This is a genomic window from Haematospirillum sp. H1815 (genome assembly GCF_012102705.1).
In the GTDB taxonomy this organism is placed as follows: domain Bacteria; phylum Pseudomonadota; class Alphaproteobacteria; order Rhodospirillales; family Rhodospirillaceae; genus Haematospirillum.
This window is the reverse complement of record NZ_JAAVTA010000016.1, coordinates 1-23,444: the sequence shown is the minus strand read 5'-3', so window position 1 is coordinate 23,444 and position 23,444 is coordinate 1. Positions and strand designations below refer to the sequence as shown.

Sequence of the window (23,444 nt, the reverse complement as noted above, 5' to 3'; positions counted from 1 at the left end):
CGGTAATCACATCGCCCCGGGTTTCTGCCGCAGAGGCAAACACAAACCGGTCCGCGCCGGGGCCACCGGTCAGTCGGTCGCCGTCTGCGCCACCGGTCAGCGTGTCATCGCCATCCCCGCCGGTCAGGCTGTCGTTCCCGTCACCACCGTACAGTTCGTCATCACCGAGCAAGCCATCCAGCCAGTTGGCCTTGTCATCACCGGTCAGTTCGTCATTCCCGGAACCGCCGATCACATTTTCGATGTTGCGCAGGGTGTCCTCGGCCACACCGTTTACATAGACCGTGGCCTCCTTCACCCCGCGCAGCGTCACCTTCACCGGCTTGTCGGTGTTTGAATAAGACACGTTGTCCCACTTATCGGTCCCGACAAAGGTGTCTTTCTGGCCCAGTGCGCGGGTCTGGTAGATGTGTACGTATGACATATATCCACAGGTTATCGTTTGTCCAGCTTAATGCACTGATTATATTTGTTATTTTACTAACCGCACCCAGAACACCTTTTACCTGTGGTTGGCGTCATCCCGTCGTAAAAACAGCTATTTTACGACGGGATGATGTACCTCATTCTGTTGTTTTACCGTTGACAGTTTTCATGATTTAAAGAAAAAATATTTTCCTTAAATCATGAAGGACTGCACACATGATTGTCGGATTTCTGAATCAGAAGGGTGGTGTTGGGAAAACAACACTCAGTGTCAATGTTGCGGCAAGTCTGGCGCGTCGTGGTGGGCGTGTCTTGTTGATTGATGCAGACCCGCAAGGCAGCAGCCTTGATTGGGCGGCGGCTCGTGAAGCGGCACCGTTGCTTTCAGTTGCGGGTCTGCCACGTCCAACATTGCATAAAGAGATAGGCCAGATTGGCTATGGCTATGATCATGTTGTGATTGACGGGCCACCCCGTGTCACTGATTTAGCCCGATCTGCCGTTATGGCCGCCGATGTTGTTCTGATCCCTACACAGCCATCGCCTTACGATATCTGGGCCTCAGATGAGGTCGTCAAGCTTATTGGCGAAGCGATTGTTTTTAAGGAAGACCTTAAATACGCATTTGTTATAAACCGCAAAATATCAAATACGTCAATCGGGCGCGATGTACGTGAGGCGCTGGCAGCTTATCCAGATGTTCCTGTTTTTGAATCGTCTCTTACCCAGCGTGTTATTTTTGCTGAAGCCGCAGCTCGCGGACTTTCTGTTCACGAAGTTGATGGCGCTGTACGAGCTGTATCCGAGATTGAGGCGCTTACAGACGAGTTGCTCGAATTTGCCAAGTTGAAAGAACCGGCATGAATGAATTGAGTTCTGCCTATGGGCGGTTTTTGTAATTACGGAGAGGGAAAGTATGAGCAAGAAAGTTTCAATTGGGACCAGGCCGACAACCAAGTCAGCTCCTGTTTCTGCGGATGCATGGGTGGACAGTCGGGATACAGAGGAACCGATGAAGAGGTTGACAATTGATATCCCTGCAAGTTTGCACCGAGCCATCAAGGCCCAGTGTGCCATGCGTGGCAGCAAGATTTCAGATGAGTTGCGGGACTTACTTTTACAGAAATACGGTTAATTGTATAACATCTTAATATGTTTTCATTAATTGAATGTTTCTGTTTATGCTCTCAGCATTCGGGGGAGTGCCCCGGGGGGCAGGGCAAGATCAGGGCCATGCAGCTTGGGGGTGGCAGGATCAGCTGAAGACTTTTTTGCGAGAATCCATAGCCGATAAAGAACGGAATGCCCCCGGGGCCGTGGTCGGGTACGACAAAAAGGAAACCCGGGGCCGTAGCCCCGGGTTTCGATGTGGTGCTCTGTCGAGCTTGTTAACGGCTCGACCGCAATTTCTGAGAGCGGAACTCTCATTTATTTGCCGTGAGTTGTCAAGGTGCAATCGGTCGCCTTCTCCCGGAATATGATCAGGTCTGTCCAATCCGATTTGGAACGCCCGATGTTTGCTCATTTGCGGTGCTACCTTGGATGGCGTTGTGTGTTGACATAAATCAAGGGTCGAACAATTATTCCCCCATCTTTTTTATTTGGGTTCGTAACATGCTTCGTCTTGGGCTCGACATCGGTTCCACATCCATCGGCTGGTTTCTCTATCGCATAACCAACGGCATGATTGCCGAGATTATAGATTGTGGCGTGAGACTCTTCTCGGATGGCCGGAACGCGAAGACGGGTGTTTCGTCAGCTGTGGAGCGCCGCAACGCACGCGCGTTGCGGCGCCGGCGTGACCGATATCTGCGCCGTCGTGCAACGTTGATGAAGCGTCTTGCGGCGGCCAGTTTGATGCCGGAAGAACCAGGTCAAGCGAAGCAGTTGGAAGTATTGGATCCCTATCGTCTGCGGGCCGAGGCCCTGGATCGCCGATTGGAACTGACCGAACTCGGGCGTGCGTTGTTCCATCTTAATCAACGGCGGGGCTTCAAATCGAACCGCCAAACGGACCGTGGCAACAACGAGGGCGGCAAGATCATCGATGGTTCTGCACGGCTGGATCAGGCGATGATGGCCGTCGGAGCGCGGACCTATGGCGAATTCCTGCACCTGCGTCGCAGCCAAGCCGAAGATCTGCGCCGTGTGCCGTCTGTTCGCACGCGGCTTACCTTGCGGTCCGTTGACGGTGGAAAAGCAGAAACGGGGTATGACTTCTACCCGGACCGGCGACACCTGGAGGAAGAGTTCAACAAGGTCTGGGCTGCGCAGGCCGCACATCACCCGGTGCTGACAGATAGCCTGCGCCATGAAGTGTTCGAGACAATCTTCTTTCAGCGTCCCCTGAAGGCACCAGCGGTGGGACGGTGTCTGTTCTTCCCGGAACCGCGCCTGCCAAGGGCTCATCCGCTGACACAGCGGCGTGTTCTTTATGAAACAGTCAATGCGCTGCGGATCAGGACCGAAAGCGGGACCGCTGTTCCCCTCGGCAGGGAGCAACGTGATAAAGTCATCATGCTTCTGGACGGCAAGGCACCGGTCAAGGCCATAGCCTCTGCGAAACTGTCGCTGAACGCTATCGCAAAACATCTCAAGTTGCGTGACGGGCAGACCTTTACCTTGGAGAAGGGGCGCGATTACATCGCCTGCGATCCGGTCCGGGCGAGCCTGTCGCACCCCGACCGCTTCGGCCCGCGCTGGTCGGTGCTTGAGGCTGAGGTGCAGGCCGAAATCGTCGGGCGTATTCGTGATGATGATGATACCATGGCTCTGGTTGAGTGGCTGAAGCAGGTCCACGGCCTGGACGATGCGCATGCACGCGCAACGGCTGATGCCCCCCTGCCCGAAGGCTATGGTCGCCTTGGCGAGACAGCAACGCGGAAGCTGTTGGACTGCTTGAAAGCCGAGGTCCTGACCTATAGCGAGGCGGTGGGGAAGGCGCTCGATCAACACCACTCCGACCGCCGGACGGGCGAGATTCTGGAATCACTTCCCTATTATGGTGAAGTGCTGCAGGCTCATGTTATCCCGGGGACCGGTGAGCCGCATCATGACGATATCACACGTTTTGGACGGATCACCAACCCGACGGTTCACATCGGGCTGAACCAGCTGCGCCGCCTGGTGAACAGGATCATCGCCCGCTATGGTAAACCAGCAGAGATCGTGGTCGAACTGGCTCGCGACCTGAAGCAAAGCACCGGCCAGAAAAAGGCGGCCATAGCCCTGAATCTCAAGAACAGAAAGGCCGCCGAAGTACGGTCTGCTCTCCTGACCGAATGGGGTGTTCCGGATACGGGTGCGAACCGCATGTATGTTCGTCTTTGGCAGGAACTCCACGAAGATCCGATGATGCGGCGTTGCCCTTATACCGGGACCATCATTTCACCCTCTTTGCTCTTCTCGGGCGCGATCGACATCGATCACATCCTGCCCTATTCCCGTACACTTGACGACAGCACGGCCAACCGCACCTTGTGCATGAAGGAAGCCAATCGCCAGAAGCGCAACAAATCGCCATCAGAAGCCCGGCGGGACGGGATGCGGATCTGGGCGCTTGAGGACGACAATCTGCGTCATATTCCTGAATTCAAGCGCTGGCGCTTTGCCGAAGATGCGATGGCACGGTTTGAGGGCGAGCGGGATTTCGAAGCGCGGGCGCTGGTGGATACCCAGTACCTTTCGCGGATATCCAAGGCCTATCTTGAAACGCTCTATGACGGTGCAGATGGCAAGAGCCATGTCTGGGTCGTTCCAGGGCGGCTGACAGAGATGCTGCGCCGGCACTGGGGTCTGAACGGGATTCTTACTGACCCGCTGCGGGATGTCACAAAAGAGAAGAACCGGATGGACCACCGCCACCACGCCATTGATGCGGCTGTGGTGGCGGCAACAGACCGTGGCCTGATCAAGGCGATGGCCGAGCAGGCGCGTACAGATGTCGATCAGGGCCGCGAGGCACTGGCCTCATCCATCATGCCCCCGTGGCCCGGATTCCGTGAAGCGGTTGCGGAACATGTCAACCGTATTATTGTCAGCCACCGCCCCGATCATGGCCGGATCGACCTCACGACCCGCATGAAAGGGCGCGACCAGACAACCGGCCCCTTGCACCGCGACACGGCCTATGGCCTGACCGGGCAATCCGAGAAGGGTGTTCCGCTTGTGGTCACCCGCGAGCCCTTCGACAACCTGACCCCCACCATGATCGGCAAGATCAGGGACGAACCGTTGAAGGCAGCCCTTGCGGCCGTGACCGCCGGCAAGAAGGATGATGCGTTTGCCGAAGCGCTGGCACACTTCCGCGACAGTCCTGGCCCTTACCACGGGATCCGCCGCGTCCGGTTGATCGAGCCGATCAGTGTAGTCGAAATACGGGATGCATCCGGTCGGGCTTACAAAGGCTATAAAGGCAATTCCAACCATTGCTTTGAGGTCTGGAGGTTACCCGGAGGAGCCATCACCGAACATATTGTCAGCACCTTCGATGCCCACCAACCTGGCCCTGAGCCACGCCCACATCCGGCGGCCAAGCGGCTTTTGCGTTTGTTCAAGTCCGACATGGTAAAGTTGGATGACAGCAAGTTCGGTCCGGTTATTGCTACCGTTGTGATGTTCGACCGTAACGGTGGGATTTCCTTGGTGCCGCACACCGCATCCAATGCAAGGGAACGCTATAAGAAGCATAAAGAAGACCTTTATCTGCGTTTGACTGCCCGCACCCTGATCGAGGCAGGTGCCCGTCGTATTATTGTGGATGAAACAGGTCATTTCCGTGATCCTGGCAGAAAAGGGTAACGGGGTTCTTGCGGGTTCTATAGGCTGAATCCATTCGGCGGGGGAGAGGGGAACCGGCCATGGATCAGATCATTGACCTCACACAGGATGGTCGCCATCTGGCCCGTGACCGTGGGTTTCTGACCGTAAGCGAGGGAGGAAAGCGGATCGCCCGCGTGCCTCTCGATCAGGTGGCCGCAGTTTTGGCTCATGCCCACGGGATAACCTGGTCCAACGCGCTGCTGGCTGCGCTCGCGGAACAGGGCACACCTGTTGTCATCTGCGGGTCAAATCATCGCCCAACGGGCCTTCTGTGGCCGATGGAGGGGCACCACCAACAGGGTGCGCGCATCCGCGCCCAATGGTCTGCACCCGTACCTCTGGTGAAGGGGGCCTGGAAGGCCATCGTCATTGCCAAGATCGGTATACAGGCTGCATCGCTCGAAGCCATTGGACAGTCCTCAGCCCCCCTTCACATGATGGCGCGTCGTGTACGGTCCGGTGACACAGGCAACATCGAGGCACAGGCCGCCCGCTTTTACTGGCCACTGATGATGGGGCCGGATTTCCGCCGGAATACCGATGGCGGTGGCATCAACGCGCTTCTCAATTACGGCTATACTGTTCTGCGTGCCGCCACCGCACGGGCTGTTGCCGGTGCTGGTCTGCACCCTGCTATCGGTATCTTTCATGCCAATCGCGGCAATGCTTTTGCCTTGGCCGATGACCTGATGGAACCCTTCCGTCCGTTTGTTGACATGACTGTCCGGGAGATCGTCAGGCGGGAAGGCACAGACGTCACACCGTCCGCCAAGGCAGCCTTGGCCCGGCTTATTGCCCTTGACCTGCCGTTGGCGGATGAAACGACACCCCTGGCCACAGTACTTGGGCGTCTGGCCTCCTCGCTTGCACGCAGCTTCGAAACGCGTCGTCTTGCGCTTGCCTTGCCTGGGCTCCCTTCGGTCGATACCTTTCGTGCCTTGGTATCATGAATGGCACCACGTATCATCTCAGCGGCTATCGTCTGATGTGGGTGCTGGTCATGTTCGATCTGCCGGTCGGGACCAGGTCCCAGGCCAAGGCTGCTACGGACTTCCGGAATTTTCTCCTTGATGAAGGTTTTGAACGCAGCCAATTTTCGGCTTATGGTCGCTTTGTGAATGGGAAGGAGGCTCTTGAGGCCCGCATTCGTCGCATTGAACAGGCCTTGCCCGACAAGGGCGATGTCCGGATCCTGGCGCTTACGGACCGTCAGTTCCGCAACATCGTCCACTTTTCGGATCAGGATCGACGCAAGGCCCGCGAAAATCCGTCGCAACTGGTGCTGCTATAGGAGCAATGTGTGCAAAAAAGACAACGCCACATCGCGATATTATCAAGTGGAATCAAGGCGCAAAGCGCTGATCCAGACTAGCATCTCAGAAATTGCGGTCAAGCAGCAACGAAATCATACGCGACACCGGTTTCCCACGCAGACTAGCATCTCAGAAATTGCGGTCAAGCAGCAACCGCGCACTCGGCCACTCGAAGGGATAGCGGAGACTAGCATCTCAGAAATTGCGGTCAAGCAGCAACGCAAGTCCCGAGGTGCAGCGTTATGAAGGAAGACTAGCATCTCAGAAATTGCGGTCAAGCAGCAACTGCCAGATGCTCGACGAAGCCGTAGAGCGAGACTAGCATCTCAGAAATTGCGGTCAAGCAGCAACGATTTTCCAACCTTCCCGTGACGGTACGTAGACTAGCATCTCAGAAATTGCGGTCAAGCAGCAACTCCGGCGCGGATCGAACAAGGGACGGATAGAGACTAGCATCTCAGAAATTGCGGTCAAGCAGCAACAAACATCGAACCGTAGAGAAAGGGATGTGGAGGCTAGCAGCTCAGAAATTGCGGTCAAGCAGCAACCTCGCATTCTTGCAGAACACCGCCGTCCAGAGGCTAGCAGCTCAGAAATTGCGGTCAAGCAGCAACACAAGCCATCCTGAAGCGTGTTGTTGACGGTGACACCGCCGTGATGTTGACCTCGGACAGGAAGGATATGCACGTGGCCCTGACATCCATCGGTATATCGCGTGCGGAAAAGCTGGACTCTTGTTGTTGTTCCGGGCAGGGTTCGGTGTGTTGCGTGCGGGAAGCTGGAGGCGAAGACATGGATGATGATGCCCAAGTGGATTTGTTCCTGGAGAGCATCATAAGCGCCCCGGTAAAAGACGAACGCGCCCTGATGGAGTTTCCGTTTTTCAGCCTTCAGAAACAGAAGCGCATCAAACCTTTTATCTTCGATGATGGAACCGTTCGCATTGAAGTCAATCCAGGCCCTTACGGGATTGCCTCGATCTGGGACAAGGATGTTCTGATTTATGTAACATCCTTGCTGAACAGCCGCCTTGAACGTGGCGCTTCTGTAAACCGCACCATTCAATTTCCGGCCTATGACTTTCTCAGGCTTACCGGGCGCGGAACAGGCAAACAAGCTTACGAGCTGTTCATGTCCGCGCTGGACCGGCTGCAGAGCACCACTATCCGCACCACCATTACCTCCGGACAGAATGAGGAGCGTGAACGCCGGGGATTCTCGTGGATCGACAGTTACAGGATTGTCGAGCGCATCAATTCGCGCGGACAGAGGGTTATGGCCGCCGTTGAATTGACGCTGAACAAATGGATGTTTCGTGCGATTGTCGAGAATAGGCGCGTTCTAACCATTGATCGCGGGTATTTCAGGCTCAAGATGGGGCTGGAAAGGCGGCTTTACGAGCTGGCGCGCAAGCATTGTGGCCGTCAACCGATGTGGAAAATTTCCCTGCCACGCTTGGCGGAAAAGTGTGGCTCGGAAATGGAGCTCCGTAACTTCAAGGTTTATCTGAAGAAAATCTCGGAAGCCGACAGTCTGCCACAATACCGGATTAGCCTAGCTTTCGACAAGCCGGACCCTGAGCAACAACGCATGAATGAGGATCTCGGGACCGACGCGTGGCGTTGGGGGCGAAATGATCGGATCCTGACCGTATTTACTCATAAAACCATGGAGCTTCTGCCGCCGCTGAGTGAAAGCGACGAATGATGCAAAAGCAAGGTTACTCCTGTGGATAACATTAACCGGGTATCGGTATATCGCGTGCAGAAAGACTCGGTATATTGCGTGCAATTGTCCCTGTAGCTAATTGAAAAAAAATAAAATCGCGCCTATAATGGTTTAACTTAATATAATAAAATATATTAACGCAAAGCGGGCGAAAGCAGCAGAACGCGCGAACCCCCAACAGCCTGCCAAAAACAAACCCCATTCAAACCAAGAGCAGGGCAAAGGGAGATACGATTTTTTGGGCTGTCAGACCACAGCATCCTCCCTACAAAACAAACTTAAAAAAATGCCTTCAAATGCCCACCCAAGAGGGTTCAGATAGTTTTTCACGTACTTGTTCCCGTTAATATAGAAACACAAGTACACAAATAATTACAATGGATTGCCATGCATACATGCCTTGCGATTGCCGCAAGGCGCGAGTAAGGTGCCGATCTTCACGCGTTTCGATATATGGACTGTTGCATGCGTTTCTGGGTTGGTGTTCTCCTTGGTATGTCGTGGCTGCTGTGTACCGGCATTGGTTTTGCCCGGGCAGGCGAGGCACCGGTCACAGACCCGGCTCAATCCATTCCCTGGGCGGAAATATCCTCGGAGCGGGTGCGGAACTGGTGGGACCATGATCCACACAACCCCGTTCCACCGCTCCCGGAAGGGGTTGTGCGTTCGTTTGCATATCTCGCCGAACAGACCAACGTGTATGAGAAACGGCACGTTCTTGATCCAAACGACCGAGACCCTAGTTACGTAACCGACCCTTTTGTGTGGAGCTACAGCGCCGCCTTTTCCAAGCGCTTTTACATGCCAGAAAAATGGGTGGATGCAGATCTGGAAGGAGCCGTCGCCCTTGCTTTTCGGATGCGGGAGCCAACGGTTTTTCAGTGCGGGTTGAATGGTGATGAAGACAAGTGTGATACCCGCAAGGTCTGTCAGCTTGATCTCTATTATGACAACCGCATCACGTTGCCGTGGAACACCCCGCACATTCGCCGCGACAACCTGATGCAGGGTGTGCATTCGGGCCTGTTTTTGTATGATCCGGAGTATAAATACCGCAGCCTCAATCATCATTTTTACAAACACCCCGGTCCGGATGGAGTAGCGCAGCCCGGTCCGCTGGCTTCCGGCGGTCAGTTGTACGTGAACGGTCAACCGATCAGCTCTCAGGGAGACGTGATACATTTCGACCAGGCTTTTGCCCCGGCGCTGGGGCTGATCAGCTGGGATGGTGTGTGCCCACAGGTGGCGGCTGAATCAGGTCCGGTGACTCTGCCGTTTTTTGATGCCACAGGGAAACGGATGCACCAGGTCACGGTGCCGCCGCGGTGGCTGAAAGAGGCCTACACTCTGTGGAAGAGGGAGCGCACTGTTCCGGCCCTTATGCCCAACAAACCGCTTGGGGAGCAGGATCGCCTGGGGCATCTGCTGACCACCTGGTGGAATCAGGTGTTTGATTTCCGGCCCGTATTCGACGGGCCACCCATTGATGATGAGCATTATCAGAAGAACTTTACCTTCCGTGACGGGAAGCCGTTCATTCGCGATACCTGGATATGGGCCTACACGCGGGAGTTCGCCGAACGTTTCCACATGCCCGAAGAGTGGATTGATCCGGATTTGAAGGGGGCGCTGGCGGTGGCCTATCGCATGACCCCGCTGGGGCAACGGACGTGTGGAACCTTCCGTGTCAAGGACTTGTGCCACCCAACCCTCTATGTGCAGCGGGATATCTATTACGACACCGCAACCACGCTGATGCCTTGGATCTATTCCGATATCCGGCGCGATAACCAAATTGATTTTATGACTTCGGCTTCCATCCTTGGTGGGCCGGAGATACATAGCCTCGGCTGGAATAGTGTCAGCCTCAATCGTCACTTTTATTATGGACGAGGGCTTAACGATCCCAATTTCAAGGAACGGTTCAAGGGCGATTTGTGGCGCGATCGAGGCATTATGATGGGCGGCTTTGTGTCTCCAGCTTTCTTTGATCGAAACTATCGCCAAAGGGTGGGTTTGATCAGCGAAATTTTTCCGCGGCCAGCCCGGAGTCACCGCATCCCCCCCGTTTATCCCATACGTTTCTACATAGATCGTAACCTGCAGGTTCAGAGAATAATCAGGAAAGACGACATACGCAATTCGCACCATTTCGAAATTCCGCACCGCCTGTGGGATCGATTGTGCCGCTTGTTCAATGCCAACGCTGCCGAATACCGAGCGTGGCGTGCCCGCCATAGGAAAGGCAATTAACTAATATTATGCGTTTTCTGTATTTATTGTTAACTCTTGAAAAGGGAAAGTTTTATGTCAGCTTCATCACTCACCACCACCAGATCTATTCTTGAGGGGGCTTCGGAAACATCTATCACGCTACAGAATGCAGCCCGTGCCGCCAGCCTGATGCAGGCAGTGGAAAACGGCACAGCCTTGCCCACCGGGTTTAGACCGGTAGAACCTCAAGGGCGCGACACTTGGGCTCAGAACCTGAAGCTGCTGCCTAATGAGGGCACCCGCATTGACTTGTTCGTTGATGAGGTTGAAGGGGGAATCACTGCCTATGTCCACGTCCCAGAAGGTTTAAATGCCATTAGGACAATACGTGCCGGGCAAACAGGGGCGCGGTCCGGCCTTGGCGAAGCTACAGTCGATACTCTGCTTGACCAAATCCCTGAGCCGGTACAGATCATTCTCGGGCATACGGAAGATGGTGCACGCTACCTATCAGGTAAATCAAAATACAGCGAACAGCTCAGCAATCTGTGGAATAAATGGGATACAGGGAAGGAGGTCGCCAAAAAGGTAGGTTTCGCTGCGGATGCTTTGTATACAGCGGGTGAAAATCGCGCCTATATGCACGAGTTGTTGGATAACGCCGCTACAATTAAAGAACTTGTTAAAAATTTCAGGAAAGACGATGGGTCAGCGCCCTATCTTGATGATCAGGGCCCGCCTCAAGTTACCTTTGTTGGAGATGGTGTTTTTGCAGCACTTGCAGCCGAGAGCACTGGAACAAAAGCAACCATTTTTGCATCACAGGGCCTCGAAGCACCTCTGAAAACCTGGGAAATGGATGAGAGGAAGCAAGCAAATGAAGCGGGCAGTGGTGCACAGAACATTGTCAGAGTGACCTACGACGATTGTCCTGATTTCGGAAGGCAGGCCGCCAATGAAACGGTTGTCCGCTTGGCCAGCGATGGGGCAACACGTCTTCTGGGGAATGTGGTGCCCGAAGGCACCGATGAGAGTATTGTTACCTTTGTGAATAAGGCCGATGGCCTTGTACGCAGTATTTTTGGACTAACCTCACCGGAAGATATACAACAGAAACTTGCCGCAGGTAATGCTGTGGTGGTGTTACCTTCCCAAAGAGCAGCCGATACAGCGTGGAATATCTCCTCCTACCTGAAGACCGGCCTTAAGGATGTGGTCTCCCCTGAGAACCGGGCAAAGGCTGTTGAGCTTGTGCAGAAAGCTTGGGAAGAAATACGCCCCGATGAGCACGTTGGCCTGAACATTGACTTTGATGCCGGACGCTTGGACCTCACAAACACCCAAAGTGCCGGTTACGGACAGGTGAAGAGCAGTATGGTGTTTGACCGCACCGGTGTGAGTGCCCGCCATGATCTGGAGATTGATGGGGCCAGCACCCGGCTGTCTGACCAGGCGGTGCGGGATATTGCCGCCGCCGGTGGGCCGCAGTCGGTGCTGTTTGTCAACAAGGGGCGGGCCGAGAAAGCCCTGGAAAGCTTCAGGTATGATCTTTCCGATGGCTGGGCGCGTGGGCTTGGTGATGACTTTGCTCCGCTTGAAAACCGGACCATGCAAGTGGGCAGCAACGATTACCTGTTCCTGGACCGCAAGGCCACGCCGGCGGTCTCGTTCAGCGAGAGCCGTCTGCTGGGTGAGCTCTCCACGTTCCAGCTCAATGCCTATCTCAGCAATGCCAACAATATCATCGGCGGGGCCAAAAACCATATCTCGCCCCTGGTGCTTGACCTGGACGGGGATGGGGTTGAGTTGACCCACGCCTATGACCGCAGCGTTTACTTTGATATCGACAACGATGGCCAGGCGGAACGGGTCGGCTGGGTCAAGGCTGATGATGGCCTGCTGGCCATGGACCGTAATGAAAACGGCAACATTGATGATATTACCGAGCTGTATGGCGATGACGAAATGGCGGCCTATGACAAGCTGCGTCAGCACGATGCCAACAAGGACGGAAAGATCGATGCCCGGGATCCGGACTATGCCAAACTGCGGGTGTGGCGTGACCTGAACCAGAACGGCCTGACCGAAGCCGGTGAACTGAAAACCCTGCCGGAAACGAATGTCCAGAGCCTGGACCTGAACGAAAAGCCCGAAGACCGCTGGCAGCACGAGAACTACATCTCGGCCTCCTCCACCTATACCAAGGTCGGGGGGCAGACCGGAACGATGGTGGACGCTCATTTCCTGAATGATAACGCCGACAGCTGGTACAAGGGCGCGCATGGAGAAAAGTTCGGGGCCGAGGTCAAGATCAACCTGGAGGCCCTTCTGCTGCCGCAATCACGCGGCTATGGCCTGATGAAATCGATGCATCTGGCGCTGAACGACAATCCCGAATTGATGGCGATGATGCGCACCCTGGCCAGCCTGAAGCCGGACCAGCTGGGGGATGCGCCGCGACTGGTCGAGGATATTCTGCTGGAATGGGCCGGGGTACGGGGCAATGACCCCACAGGCCGAGCCGAAGGTACGGGCAGCAACATTGATGCCCGTCATGTGGACTTTATGGAGCAGTTCACCGGTGTCATGTGGCTGCAGCGCGGTCTGACCTCGATGGTGGGTGAAAATGCCTCGGTCGGGATCAAGAAGGCATGGGGCAACATCGAGGCGGTGATGACGGCGCGGTTCCTGGTCCAGGGACCACTGGCGCACCTGTTCCCGGAGGCAAAGTATAACTTCGGGACCGATACGGTTGATCTGAATACATCGCTGTCTTCGATCCTGACCAGGGCGCGCAGCTATGCCTCCTCCCTGGATGAGGACGGGGCAGAGCGTTTCTGGATAGAGATGGGGAACATCCTGATTGTCTCAAAGGGCGAGCTGGGGGTTGATGTTGACACCATCAACAACAGCATCACGTCTGCCTTCGGTCACGATCTGTTTCTGGCGGAAAAGTCGGTTCTGGCTGCTGATGGCGTGATCTATACCGGCAAAGACACGACCCCCGATCACCTGAAGCTGTCGGTGCGTGTGGGGGATGCGGCAGACAACACCATCAAGGGTAGTGATCGTGGTGACCTTGTCTTTGCCGAAGGGGGCGCGGATACCATCGAAGGCCGTGGTGGAGATGACTACCTGAATGGTGGGGCCGGTCATGACCGGATATCCGGCGGTGCCGGCTTTGACCGTCTTGTCGGGGGCGATGGCGACGACGTCCTCAACGGGGATGCAGGTGGCGACCATCTGGATGGCGGTGCCGGGCGTGACATCCTGATCGGCGGGGGCGGGGATGACACACTCAAAGGTGGAGCCGGTGCTGATGACCTGGATGGCGGAGACGGTGAGGACACACTGAGCGGTTGGTCCGAGACCGGTGGCGTTTACATCAATCTGGCAACCGGGGAGGCTGCTGGCGGTGATGTGCGTGGGGATACATTCCGTAACTTTGAAAATATCGACGGATCAGACTTCTCCGATACCCTGGTCGGGGATGCCAAGGCCAATTTCCTGAATGGTGAACGTGGGGATGACGAGCTGTACGGTGGGGACGGCGACGATACCCTGTTCGGAGCCGATGGCCGTGACATCCTGCACGGCGAAGCCGGTGATGACACGCTCCAGGGCGATGACGGGGCAGAGGTGATGATCGGGGGGAGCGGTATCGATACGGTTTCTTATGCTCATCCGTACAATACAAAAGGCGTGGTGGCGGATCTGTCCACCGGTCGTGGTTCGGCCGGCAGTGCTGCCGGTGACACCTACGACGGGATAGAGAACCTGACCGGAACCGTAGGCGGACATGATGTGTTGATCGGAGATGATCAGAATAATGTGCTCACTGGTCTGGGGGGAGCCGATACCCTGCGGGGAGAAGGCGGGAATGATACGCTGGTAAGTCTCTGGGGATCAGATCATCTTTATGGGGGACCTGGTTCGGACCGCTTTGTTTTTACCTCTGTGAATTCCATTACATTCCCCAGAAAGGACTTGGCCAGCCCGGATCCCGTGAAAAACAAGAGTAATGCAAATTCTTTTACATTCGAGATGAATGACAAGCACGTTTTTGTTCATGACTTTGACCTCAGTGATCCCGATGAGAAAATTGATCTCTCAAGACAAGACCTGAATGAGGTTGTTGTGCGTCAGAGTGGCACCGACACGGTGATTGAATTGGATGGTGGACGACGTCTGGTCCTGCTTGGAATTTCAGCAACGGAGCTGACCGCCGACCACATGGTTCTACCGCCCGGAGTCACGGATATTACGCGGGGTGAGCCAATCACGAGAGCAGGAGTGATGCTGACGGGAGGGGATACTGCTGACATGATGGAAGGAACATTTGGTGATGACATCCTGTCCGGTGGGGATAATAGTCATGGCTGGGATAGGCTGTATGGTGGCTTTGGTGCTGATCGTTTAAGTGGTGGTGGTGGAGACGATGTGCTGATAGGGGGACTTGGTGCAGACACCCTGGATGGAGGTGAGGGTGTAAACTATGCGTTTTATGGAATATCTCCTGAAGCAGTCACTGTTGACCTGTCTAAAGGTAAGGGGCACGGGGGGGATGCAGAGGGAGATATTTTAATTAATATCCAAGGTCTACATGGATCTAATTTTGGAGATACTCTCAGAGGGAAAGACAGTCAGGTAAATCATCTTTATGGCAATGCCGGTAATGATACTTTGATCGGAGCCTCAAGCACAGATTATTTTAAGGGAGGTGAAGGCAGTGATACATTTATCATTGCCAGGAATTCTGATTCTGATGACCAAATCGAAGATTTTGATCCTAATGATCCGGAAGAGAAAATTGACCTGTCAGCGTTCCATGAGAGTCTCTCGACATTCGAGGATGTGCAGGCGCGTCTTTCAGTTTCAGGGAAGCCCGGTTATGGGGCCTACCTTGACTTGGGAAATGGGCAAAAGCTGGGTTTGAAGGGCGTCAAAATACAAGACTTGCAAGCATCGCATTTTTACTGGAGTCAGAACGAGTCTGAAATAAAGACGCGCGCTCATGCTGCGAACGCTAGAAATGGTTCACAGCAAAAAGAAGAAGGTACCATACAGAAAGGTGGCGATGGAAATGACATACTGAATGGTGGCAGTGGTAAAGACATTCTTATTGGTGGCCTTGGATCGGATGACCTCCACGGAAGAGGAGGAAACGATATTATATATCTTGATGGAGACTCCTATCAAAGCATGACGATTGGTAGGAATGGAATAGTTGTAAATACAGGCATCGCAAGTGGAGGGAGTGGAGACGATACATTTATAGTGAGGGAAACAGGGGAAAATCTTATTACTGATTTTGAAGTTGGAAACCGTAACGAGAAAATTGATGTTTCTGCTCTGGGGATAAAGCAGTTCTCTGAGCTTAAGTTCTCGTCAGGAATGTCGTTGACATATGATAATGTGACGTATGTCAACATGGTTGATATCTTGCATGCGAGTACGGGAAAAAATATCGTCACCTTGCTTGTCGAAGGCTCTGATCCCATTAGCAAGATAAACCCTTACTCATTCATCTTTCAATCTCAAGGAGATGATATTTTAACGGGTACGGATGGAAATGATATTTATACCATTGATGCAGACCCTGGTAGCACCAATACCGTCATTAACTTCGAGTACTGGCGCAGTCAGGAATACATCGATCTCTCTGCGTTCCGTGGTCAGTTCTCCGATTTTCAGGACCTGCAAGGGCGCCTTTCCCAGCATGGGGATGACACACACCTTGATCTGGGACATGACCAGACTTTGGTTCTCCAGAATATTGAGTTGACAGCCCTGCAAAAAGACGACTTCCGTTGGAGCCAGTTCGATCTGATCTAGGGTAAACGCCTCCCGACAGGGCCTGCTTGAAACAGGTCCTGTCGGCTGCTCGGTCGATGACATCGAGGCTCGGAAACGGGACGAGCAGCCGGATCTTGTTCTGCTCCGGTGGCGGTAACCTTTTGAGATCTGATTGGTTTTCATTTCTGCCAACCCGTCCATCGGGGTCGGGCGCAACGCGGAAAAACCGCCACAGGACTGCAGAAAAATCCTGAGAGAGAGTGATCCGATTAATCATTCTTTCGCAGGATTGGAACGGAAATGGAAAAGACCACAGAAACGGTTGAAGCCAAGGTAACGACTGCCAAGGACCCTGTTCAGGCTGAACGGGCGCGCGCAGCGGCCATTCTTGACCTCGGGCGGCAGTACAAGGCCGAAGCCCTGGCCGGTCAAGCTGTGACGGGGAACCACAGCGTCGATGAGTTCAGGGACGACCTTTTGAATTATATTGCGTCTGGCTCCAGCCCCGCCCTTGATGTGCGCTCCATCCCTACTGTCGGGCTGACTGAGAAAGAATGTCGGTCGTTCAGCATAATCAGGGCCATGCGTGCACTGACATATCCGGAAAACCCCGATATCCGCGAGGCAGCCTCTTTCGAGCTTGAGGTAAGCCGGGCTGCCGCGAAGGCCATGGGGAAATGGACCGGCGGAATCATAGTTCCCCATGAAATTCTTGGTCTTGCACTCAACACATCAAAGGGCGGCGTTGCCCCGGGCAATACAGGCGGTTATCGGGTCGACGCGGATTACAAGCACCAGTCGTTCACGCAAGACACTGCGCGACCACAGCATTGCTATGCGCTTTGGTACACTGATGCAAGGCTTGGTGGATAATATGGAAATCCCGGTTTCGGGGATAACGGGCTACTGGCTAAAGGAAAGCCAGAATGCACCAAAGACGGTCCCTTCATACAGTTCAAAGACACTCACGCCACGGAGAATTATGGCTCTGATGCCGATCACACGCCGCCAGCTCATGCTATCCAGCCTCGAGGCCGAGGCCCTGATTCGCACCGACCTGGCCGCTGCTATCGGTGAAACAATCGACAGGGCAGTCTTTTACGGGACAGGCAGCAAAGACCCTTGCGGACTGTCCCGCCTGGACGGGATCAATCTCGTTCGCTTGGCCAGCCCCGGCAAACCCACATATGACGAGCTGATAGAGATGGAATCCGTGATCGCGGCGGCCAATGCGGACACCTCGGAAATGGCCTATGTCCTGTCCAGCTGCGCCCGGGGCTGGTTGAAGACGGCGCAGAAATTCAAGGGTACGAACGGTGCGCCCATCTGGGAGCCGGGCGATACCGTCAATGGCTATCGCGCCGAAACGACAAACCAGGTTGAGCCCAATGATATCTTCTTTGGCAATTTCTCTGACCTGATTATCGGTCTGTGGGGCGGGCTTGAAATCACGGTGGACACGGCGACCAAGAGTGCCAGCGGCGGGATCCGGGTCATTGCGTTCCAGGATTGTGATTTTCTCGTCTACAGGCCCGAATCATTCTGCCTCGCGTGCTGATTTGGTGACCAGCTTGAATGGAGGAAAAGATGACGGAAGAGACTGGGGCGATCTGCTTGGCTGAAGCAAGCGTACTTACCTGACGGGTTTCCGTTCCCAGTCCATCCCGTTCAGGCGCGGGTCTGACGAGAATGTGTTTCGATCAAAAGCCAGGTATACCTGTGGAAACTCACAAAGAGCCTGAACCCCGACGTGACTGAGCAGGATCCGCCATGTCTGGCAATGTGCCGGTTGCTGGTCCTTGAGCACAGCGTCAGCTACATCACAGATGAACAGGTCGTACTGCAGGTGACGCTCAGGGAGCAGCGCGAATTGTGGGTTTGGTGGCTCAGAAATCATGACTTATATTCGGGGTTTCACCCACCAAATGTAAGAGCTTTCGGGGTTTTACCCACCAAGATTCGGGGTTTTACACACCAATTAGGGGTAAAGAAGGCTAAATAGCACTTTTAAACCAAGGAGTTACAGACTTTGCAAAATCCCTTAACGCCTATTTAACACCCTCTTGCTCAGTTAGGCCTGTAGATAACTTTCGCAGTAAAGGGTGCGAAGCCCTAAAAACGGGGTTTGAGTAGCAACGGAGCAGAAAACCTACATAAGGATTTCAGGGCTCGTCAGCGATCCAATTCCTTGCTCGTTTTTTTGTTCGCTCCCACCAACGCTAGCCTACGGGAGCAGGCTAGCCAGAAAATTCTCACGGTGTACCTAGAGTGCCCATTCCGGATGCGTGGCTGCCTTATAAAATTTGACACAGGGTAAGCTCGGGCACTGACCGAGTCTTACGCGTTCGAGATCAAGAACGTCTACAAGGTCTTTAAAATAGTCCTTCTCGCCCTCCCAGCTTTCATCACAGATCTTGAGCTCGAAGTGCCTGCGATAGACGTAAGAAATTACATCAGAAACCTGGATCAAGGTGGAATGGTTTGACTTGATTGCGAAGGCTGTATTGATGATTTGATTGAAACGATTTTCTTTATTGCGCTCGATCCAGATACTTTTACCATTTCTCTTGCCACGAATTTGGTAAAGGCCATCAAACCATGGATGACCTTCGTGCAGTTCTTCAGACAAAGTGGTCATATGTGTTTTTTTATCATCAACAACAAAGACAGTAAGTCCTTTCCCATTTTTTATGGCCTGCATTTTTTTCTGTACCAAGCAGGCGATGAACATTGCCGAAGAAATCCAATAGTCCATTTTGAATGGTTTCTCGTATTTTCCATCTTTGCATGTCTCATTGAATTTTTTCATAAGAAGAGTAATACCAAATACCATTCCCCCGTTATCAATGGCTTTTCTACAGACAGTATCAATAAATGATTTTCTCTCATCTAATTCAATATTAGACCATCCACCTTTACCATTGATAAATTTGTGGGTCTTGAAGTCAGATATTGCTATCTTATGCTTGTCGAAAATTCCCTCAAAAATAGTCTCGAATTCAGATGTTTTCTTTCGAAGCTTGTAAGCATCAATCATGAGTCCACACATTACAAAGACACCGTCCTTATCGTGCCCACCGCTTTCATCAATGTAGATGAATTTCATGACAATAAATTCCATTCAGGGATTATTCCGAAGAAAGCTTTTATATAGGTGGTCGTCTCAGAAAATGGAAAAAAGCACGCTAATCCGTCTGGGCAGGCAGCCAGCGGTACAGTGTAGCGGGTGACACGCCCAGACTCTCGGCGACGGTGCGGGCGGGTGTTCCAGTTTCCAGAAGCTTCCGGGCTGCTGTGATCTTGCCGGGGGTCATCTTTGTGGGGCGGCCTCCTTTGCGTCCGGCTTTCCGGGCGGCGTCCAGTCCGGCGCGGGTTCTTTCGGCGATCAGGTCGCGCTCCATTTCCGCAAGGCTGGCCATGATGTGGAAGAAGAACCGGCCTGCCGGGCTTCCGGTGTCTATGCCGTCGGTCAAGCTGCGGAAGTGGATGCCACGGGCCTGAAGGCTGTCAACCAGATGCACAAGCTGCTTCACGGTCCGGCCAAGACGGTCCAGTTTCCACACCACCAGCGTGTCACCGGGGCGCAGGTAATCCAGCGCAGAGGAAAGGCCGGGACGGTCTTCACGGCTGCCGCTGGTCTGGTCCTCGAACACGCGCTCGCAACCGGCTGCCAATAACGCCTCTGTCTGTAGCTCTGTGGTCTGGTCTCGCGTCGAAACGCGGGCGTAGCCGATCAGCATGGAAACTCCCTCAAAACTCATCGCAAACATTGCCATGAACCGACACGGTTTCAAGCGTGGTTTTTGAGAGCGCGGAAGCCGCGTGTCGTCGTGGCCGGTGTCTTGAAACCGGAGCGGCTTATAAACGGCCGTTTTTACGACGGGGCCAGTCCAACCACAGGTAAAAGCTGTGCCTGGCGTTGGCGGAACAAGAGCAAATAGAATCAGTGCATTAAGCTGGACAAAAGGCAATCCGGGGATATATGTCATACGTATACATCTACAAGACCCGCGCCCCGGCCTGCACACCGCAGGGCCGTGCCAGCCCCATAAATCAGGGAGAACCCCGTGAGAAACTTCACCAACACCCCGGGCCAGAAAGACACCTTTGTCGGTCCCAGTAACTGGGACAGCGTGTCTTATTCAAACACCGACAAGCCGGTGAAGGTGACGCTGCGGGATGCGGAGGATGCCACGGTCTATGTGGACGGTGTGGCCGAGGACACCCTGCGCAACATCGAGAATGTGTACGGCGGTTCCGGGAATGACGAACTGACCGGTGATGACAAGGACAATAGCCTGTACGGCGAGGGGGGGAAGGACACCCTGACCGGCGGGGCCGGGAACGACACCCTGACCGGCGGGGCTGGGGACGACACCCTGACCGGCGGGGCTGGGGACGACACCCTGAACGGCGGTGACGGGCGTGATATGGCCAGTTACTTGGGCCAGCGCGCCCCGGTGAAGGTGACGCTGCGGGGTGCGGAGGATGTCACGGTCTATGTAAACGGTGTGGCCGAGGACACCCTGCGCAACATCGAGAATGTGACCGGCGGTTCCGGGGACGACACCCTGTACGGCGATGACAAGGACAACAAGCTGATCGGCGGGGACGGGAACGACACCCTAGACGGCAGTGCCGGGAACGACACCCTGGACGGCAGTTACGGGAACGACACCCTGTACGGCCGTGACGGTAGCGACTACCTGTACGGCGGGGACGGGAACGACACCCTGGACGGCGGGGACGGGAATGACTGGCTGGAGGGCCGTGCCGGGAACGACACCCTGGACGGCGGTGCCGGGATGGATATCGCCTCTTACTATTACAAGCGCGCCCCGGTGAAGGTTACGCTGCGCGGTGCGGAGGATGCCACGGTCTATGTGGACGGTGTGGCCGAGGACACCCTGCGCAATATCGAAAATGTGCGGGGCGGGGACGGGAATAACGAACTGACCGGTGATGACAAGGACAACATGCTGTTTGGCAGTTACGGGAACGACACCCTGGACGGTGGTGCCGGGAACGACGAGCTGTACGGCGATTTCGGGGACGACATCCTGTTCGGCAATGACGGGAACGACCGACTGTACGGCCGTGCCGGGAACGACACCCTGGACGGCGGGATGGGATCGGATACCCTGATCGGCGGTGACGGCGATGACCGGTTTGTGTATGGCTCTGCGGCGGAGACGGTGGGCGACGTGATCACCGACTTCACGGCTGATGAGGACCGGATCGACCTGTCCGGTGTGGGGCGTTTTGCCCTTCTGGGGGACAGCCCGCAGGCCAAGTCCCTGTGGACGGTGCGTGACGGGAGTGATCTTCTTCTGCGCGGGGATACCGACGGCGATGCGACCACGGCGGAAGTGGACCTGCGGCTGAAAAATGTTGCGTCTCTGGATGTGGCAGACATCAGGTTTCAGCTTAACCCTGTGGTGCCTGTTACAGATGTGATCACGGAAACGGCGGTTATTTCCGGGTCTGTTGAGGGTCTGGTGCTTGATCTTGGACAGCAGCCGGAAGTGGCTGATGCATCGGGCAACGCGGGGGACGACACCCTGACCGGGAACGGTGGTGACAACCGCTTGGACGGCGGTGCCGGGAACGACACCCTGTACGGCGGTGCCGGGAACGATACCCTGCGTGGCAGTGCCGGGAACGACACCCTGGACGGCGGCGACGGGAGTGATACGGCTATCTACCGTGACAAGCTTGCCCCGGTGAAGGTTACGCTGCGGGGTGCGGAGGATGCCACGGTCTATGTAAACGGTGTGGCCGAGGACACCCTGCGCAACATCGAGAATGTGTGGAGCGGTTACGGGAATGACGAACTGACCGGCGATGACAAGGACAACAAGCTGATCGGCCGTGCCGGGAACGACACCCTGGACGGTGGTGCCGGGAACGACGAGCTGGAGGGCGAAGACGGGAACGACACCCTGTACGGCGGTGCCGGGAACGACACCCTGTACGGCGAAGGCGGGAACGACACCCTGGACGGTGGTGCCGGGAACGACACCCTGATCGGCGGTGCCGGGAACGACACCCTGGACGGCGGCGACGGGAGTGATACGGCCAGTTACTGGGGCCAGAGCGCCCCGGTGAAGGTGACGCTGCGGGGTGCGGAGGAGGCCACGGTCTATGTGGACGGTGTGGCCGAGGACACGCTGCGCAACATCGAGAATGTGTGGAGCCGTGACGGTAATGACGAACTGACCGGCGATGACAAGAACAATAGCCTGCGTGGCGAAGGCGGGAACGACACCCTGGACGGCGGTGCCGGGAACGACGAGCTGTACGGCGAAGACGGGAACGACACCCTGTACGGCGGTGCCGGGAACGACACCCTGGACGGCGGTGCCGGGAACGACACCCTGGACGGCGGTGCCGGGAACGACAAGCTGTACGGCAGTGCCGGGAACGACACCCTGGACGGCGGCGACGGGAGTGATACGGCCAGTTACTGGGACAAGAGCGCCCCGGTGAAGGTGACGCTGCGGGGTGCGGAGGAGGCCACGGTCTATGTGGACGGTGTGGCCGAGGACACCCTGCGCAATATCGAGCATGTGGGGGGCGGTGACGGTAATGACGAACTGACCGGCGATGACAAGGACAACAAGCTGATCGGCCGTGCCGGGAACGACACCCTGGACGGTGGTGCCGGGAACGACACCCTGTACGGCGGTGCCGGGAACGACACCCTGCGTGGCAGTGCCGGGAACGACACCCTGGACGGCGGCGACGGGAACGACCGACTGTACGGCGGTGCCGGGAACGACCGACTGTACGGCGAGGCCGGGAACGACACGCTGGAAGGCGGGATGGGATCGGATACCCTGATCGGCGGCGACGGCGATGACCGGTTTGTGTATGGCTCTGCGGCGGAAACGGTGGGGGATGTGATCACCGACTTCAAGGCCGGTGAGGACCGGATCGACCTGTCCGGGGTGGGGCGTTTTGCCCTTCTGGGGGACCGGCCGCTGTCGGGGGCGCTGTGGACGGTGCGTGACGGGAAGGATCTTCTTCTGCGCGGGGATACCGACGGCGATGCGACAACGGCGGAAGTGGACTTGCGGCTGAAAAATGTTGCGTCGCTGGATGTGGCCGACATCGACGGGGTGAATGCCGCCCTGGTTATCCGCG

At 55.4% G+C, this 23,444-nt stretch carries 15 protein-coding genes and 1 CRISPR repeat array; of the genes, 11 read left to right on the top strand and 4 right to left on the bottom strand.

Going from position 1 to position 23,444, the window contains the following annotated elements; all coding sequences use genetic code 11:
* Positions 1-424: M10 family metallopeptidase C-terminal domain-containing protein (locus tag HEQ60_RS10825; protein WP_416046643.1), on the bottom strand; the 424-nt coding region annotated here is incomplete at its 3' end.
* Positions 425-642: 218 nt separating this feature from the next.
* Here HEQ60_RS10825 and parA point away from each other — a divergent pair.
* From parA to HEQ60_RS10035, 10 genes are all read left to right on the top strand, one after another.
* Positions 643-1,290, top strand: coding sequence for a ParA family partition ATPase (parA, locus tag HEQ60_RS10080; protein WP_168071557.1), 648 nt, complete (start codon positions 643-645; stop codon positions 1,288-1,290).
* 52 nt (positions 1,291-1,342) lie between these two features.
* Complete coding sequence (locus tag HEQ60_RS10075) at positions 1,343-1,561, top strand: hypothetical protein (RefSeq protein ID WP_168071556.1); 219 nt, start codon at positions 1,343-1,345, stop codon at positions 1,559-1,561.
* 479 nt (positions 1,562-2,040) lie between these two features.
* Positions 2,041-5,226, top strand: a complete 3,186-nt coding sequence (gene cas9, locus HEQ60_RS10070; RefSeq protein WP_168071555.1) for a type II CRISPR RNA-guided endonuclease Cas9 — start codon at positions 2,041-2,043, stop codon at positions 5,224-5,226.
* Positions 5,227-5,285: 59 nt separating this feature from the next.
* Complete coding sequence (gene cas1 / locus HEQ60_RS10065; RefSeq protein WP_168071554.1) at positions 5,286-6,197, top strand: type II CRISPR-associated endonuclease Cas1; 912 nt, start codon at positions 5,286-5,288, stop codon at positions 6,195-6,197.
* Positions 6,194-6,538, top strand: a complete 345-nt coding sequence (gene cas2, locus HEQ60_RS10060; protein WP_209315508.1) for a CRISPR-associated endonuclease Cas2 — start codon at positions 6,194-6,196, stop codon at positions 6,536-6,538. The genes cas1 and cas2 overlap by 4 nt, the downstream gene beginning before the upstream one ends.
* A 74-nt stretch (positions 6,539-6,612) precedes the next feature.
* A CRISPR array of direct repeats spans positions 6,613-7,174; the repeat unit is 36 nt; unit sequence AGACTAGCATCTCAGAAATTGCGGTCAAGCAGCAAC.
* 73 nt (positions 7,175-7,247) lie between these two features.
* A complete protein-coding gene (locus HEQ60_RS10055) occupies positions 7,248-8,267 on the top strand; it encodes a replication initiator protein A (RefSeq protein ID WP_322099338.1) in 1,020 nt (339 codons plus the stop codon).
* Positions 8,268-8,753: 486 nt separating this feature from the next.
* A complete protein-coding gene (locus tag HEQ60_RS10050) occupies positions 8,754-10,541 on the top strand; it encodes a hypothetical protein (protein WP_168071553.1) in 1,788 nt (595 codons plus the stop codon).
* A gap of 54 nt (positions 10,542-10,595) precedes the next feature.
* Positions 10,596-16,337 carry a calcium-binding protein gene (locus HEQ60_RS10045; protein ID WP_168071552.1) on the top strand — a complete coding sequence of 1,914 codons (5,742 nt, stop codon included), beginning with the start codon at positions 10,596-10,598 and terminating at the stop codon, positions 16,335-16,337.
* Between the two features lie 261 nt (positions 16,338-16,598).
* Positions 16,599-17,171 (top strand): hypothetical protein, encoded by a 573-nt coding sequence (locus HEQ60_RS10040; RefSeq protein WP_168071551.1) that lies wholly within the window; start codon positions 16,599-16,601, stop codon positions 17,169-17,171.
* A complete protein-coding gene (locus HEQ60_RS10035) occupies positions 17,134-17,856 on the top strand; it encodes a phage major capsid protein (protein ID WP_168071550.1) in 723 nt (240 codons plus the stop codon). The genes HEQ60_RS10040 and HEQ60_RS10035 overlap by 38 nt, the downstream gene beginning before the upstream one ends.
* Before the next feature lie 75 nt (positions 17,857-17,931).
* On the opposite strand, the gene HEQ60_RS10030 is transcribed toward HEQ60_RS10035, so the two are convergent.
* The 3 genes from HEQ60_RS10030 to HEQ60_RS10020 form a co-directional block, all read right to left on the bottom strand.
* Positions 17,932-18,195, bottom strand: a complete 264-nt coding sequence (locus HEQ60_RS10030; RefSeq protein ID WP_168071546.1) for a hypothetical protein — start codon at positions 18,193-18,195, stop codon at positions 17,932-17,934.
* A gap of 366 nt (positions 18,196-18,561) precedes the next feature.
* The gene (locus HEQ60_RS10025; RefSeq protein WP_168071549.1) at positions 18,562-19,404 is read right to left on the bottom strand and encodes a DUF3800 domain-containing protein; all 843 of its coding nucleotides are present in this window, start codon (positions 19,402-19,404) and stop codon (positions 18,562-18,564) included.
* A 79-nt stretch (positions 19,405-19,483) separates the two neighbouring features.
* Positions 19,484-20,038: a recombinase family protein gene (locus HEQ60_RS10020; RefSeq protein ID WP_168071548.1), complete on the bottom strand. Its 555-nt coding sequence runs from the start codon at positions 20,036-20,038 to the stop codon at positions 19,484-19,486.
* A 327-nt stretch (positions 20,039-20,365) separates the two neighbouring features.
* Here HEQ60_RS10020 and HEQ60_RS10015 point away from each other — a divergent pair.
* Positions 20,366-23,444, top strand: a 3,079-nt coding sequence (locus tag HEQ60_RS10015) for a calcium-binding protein (RefSeq protein WP_168071547.1), incomplete at its 3' end; no start/stop codon positions are given.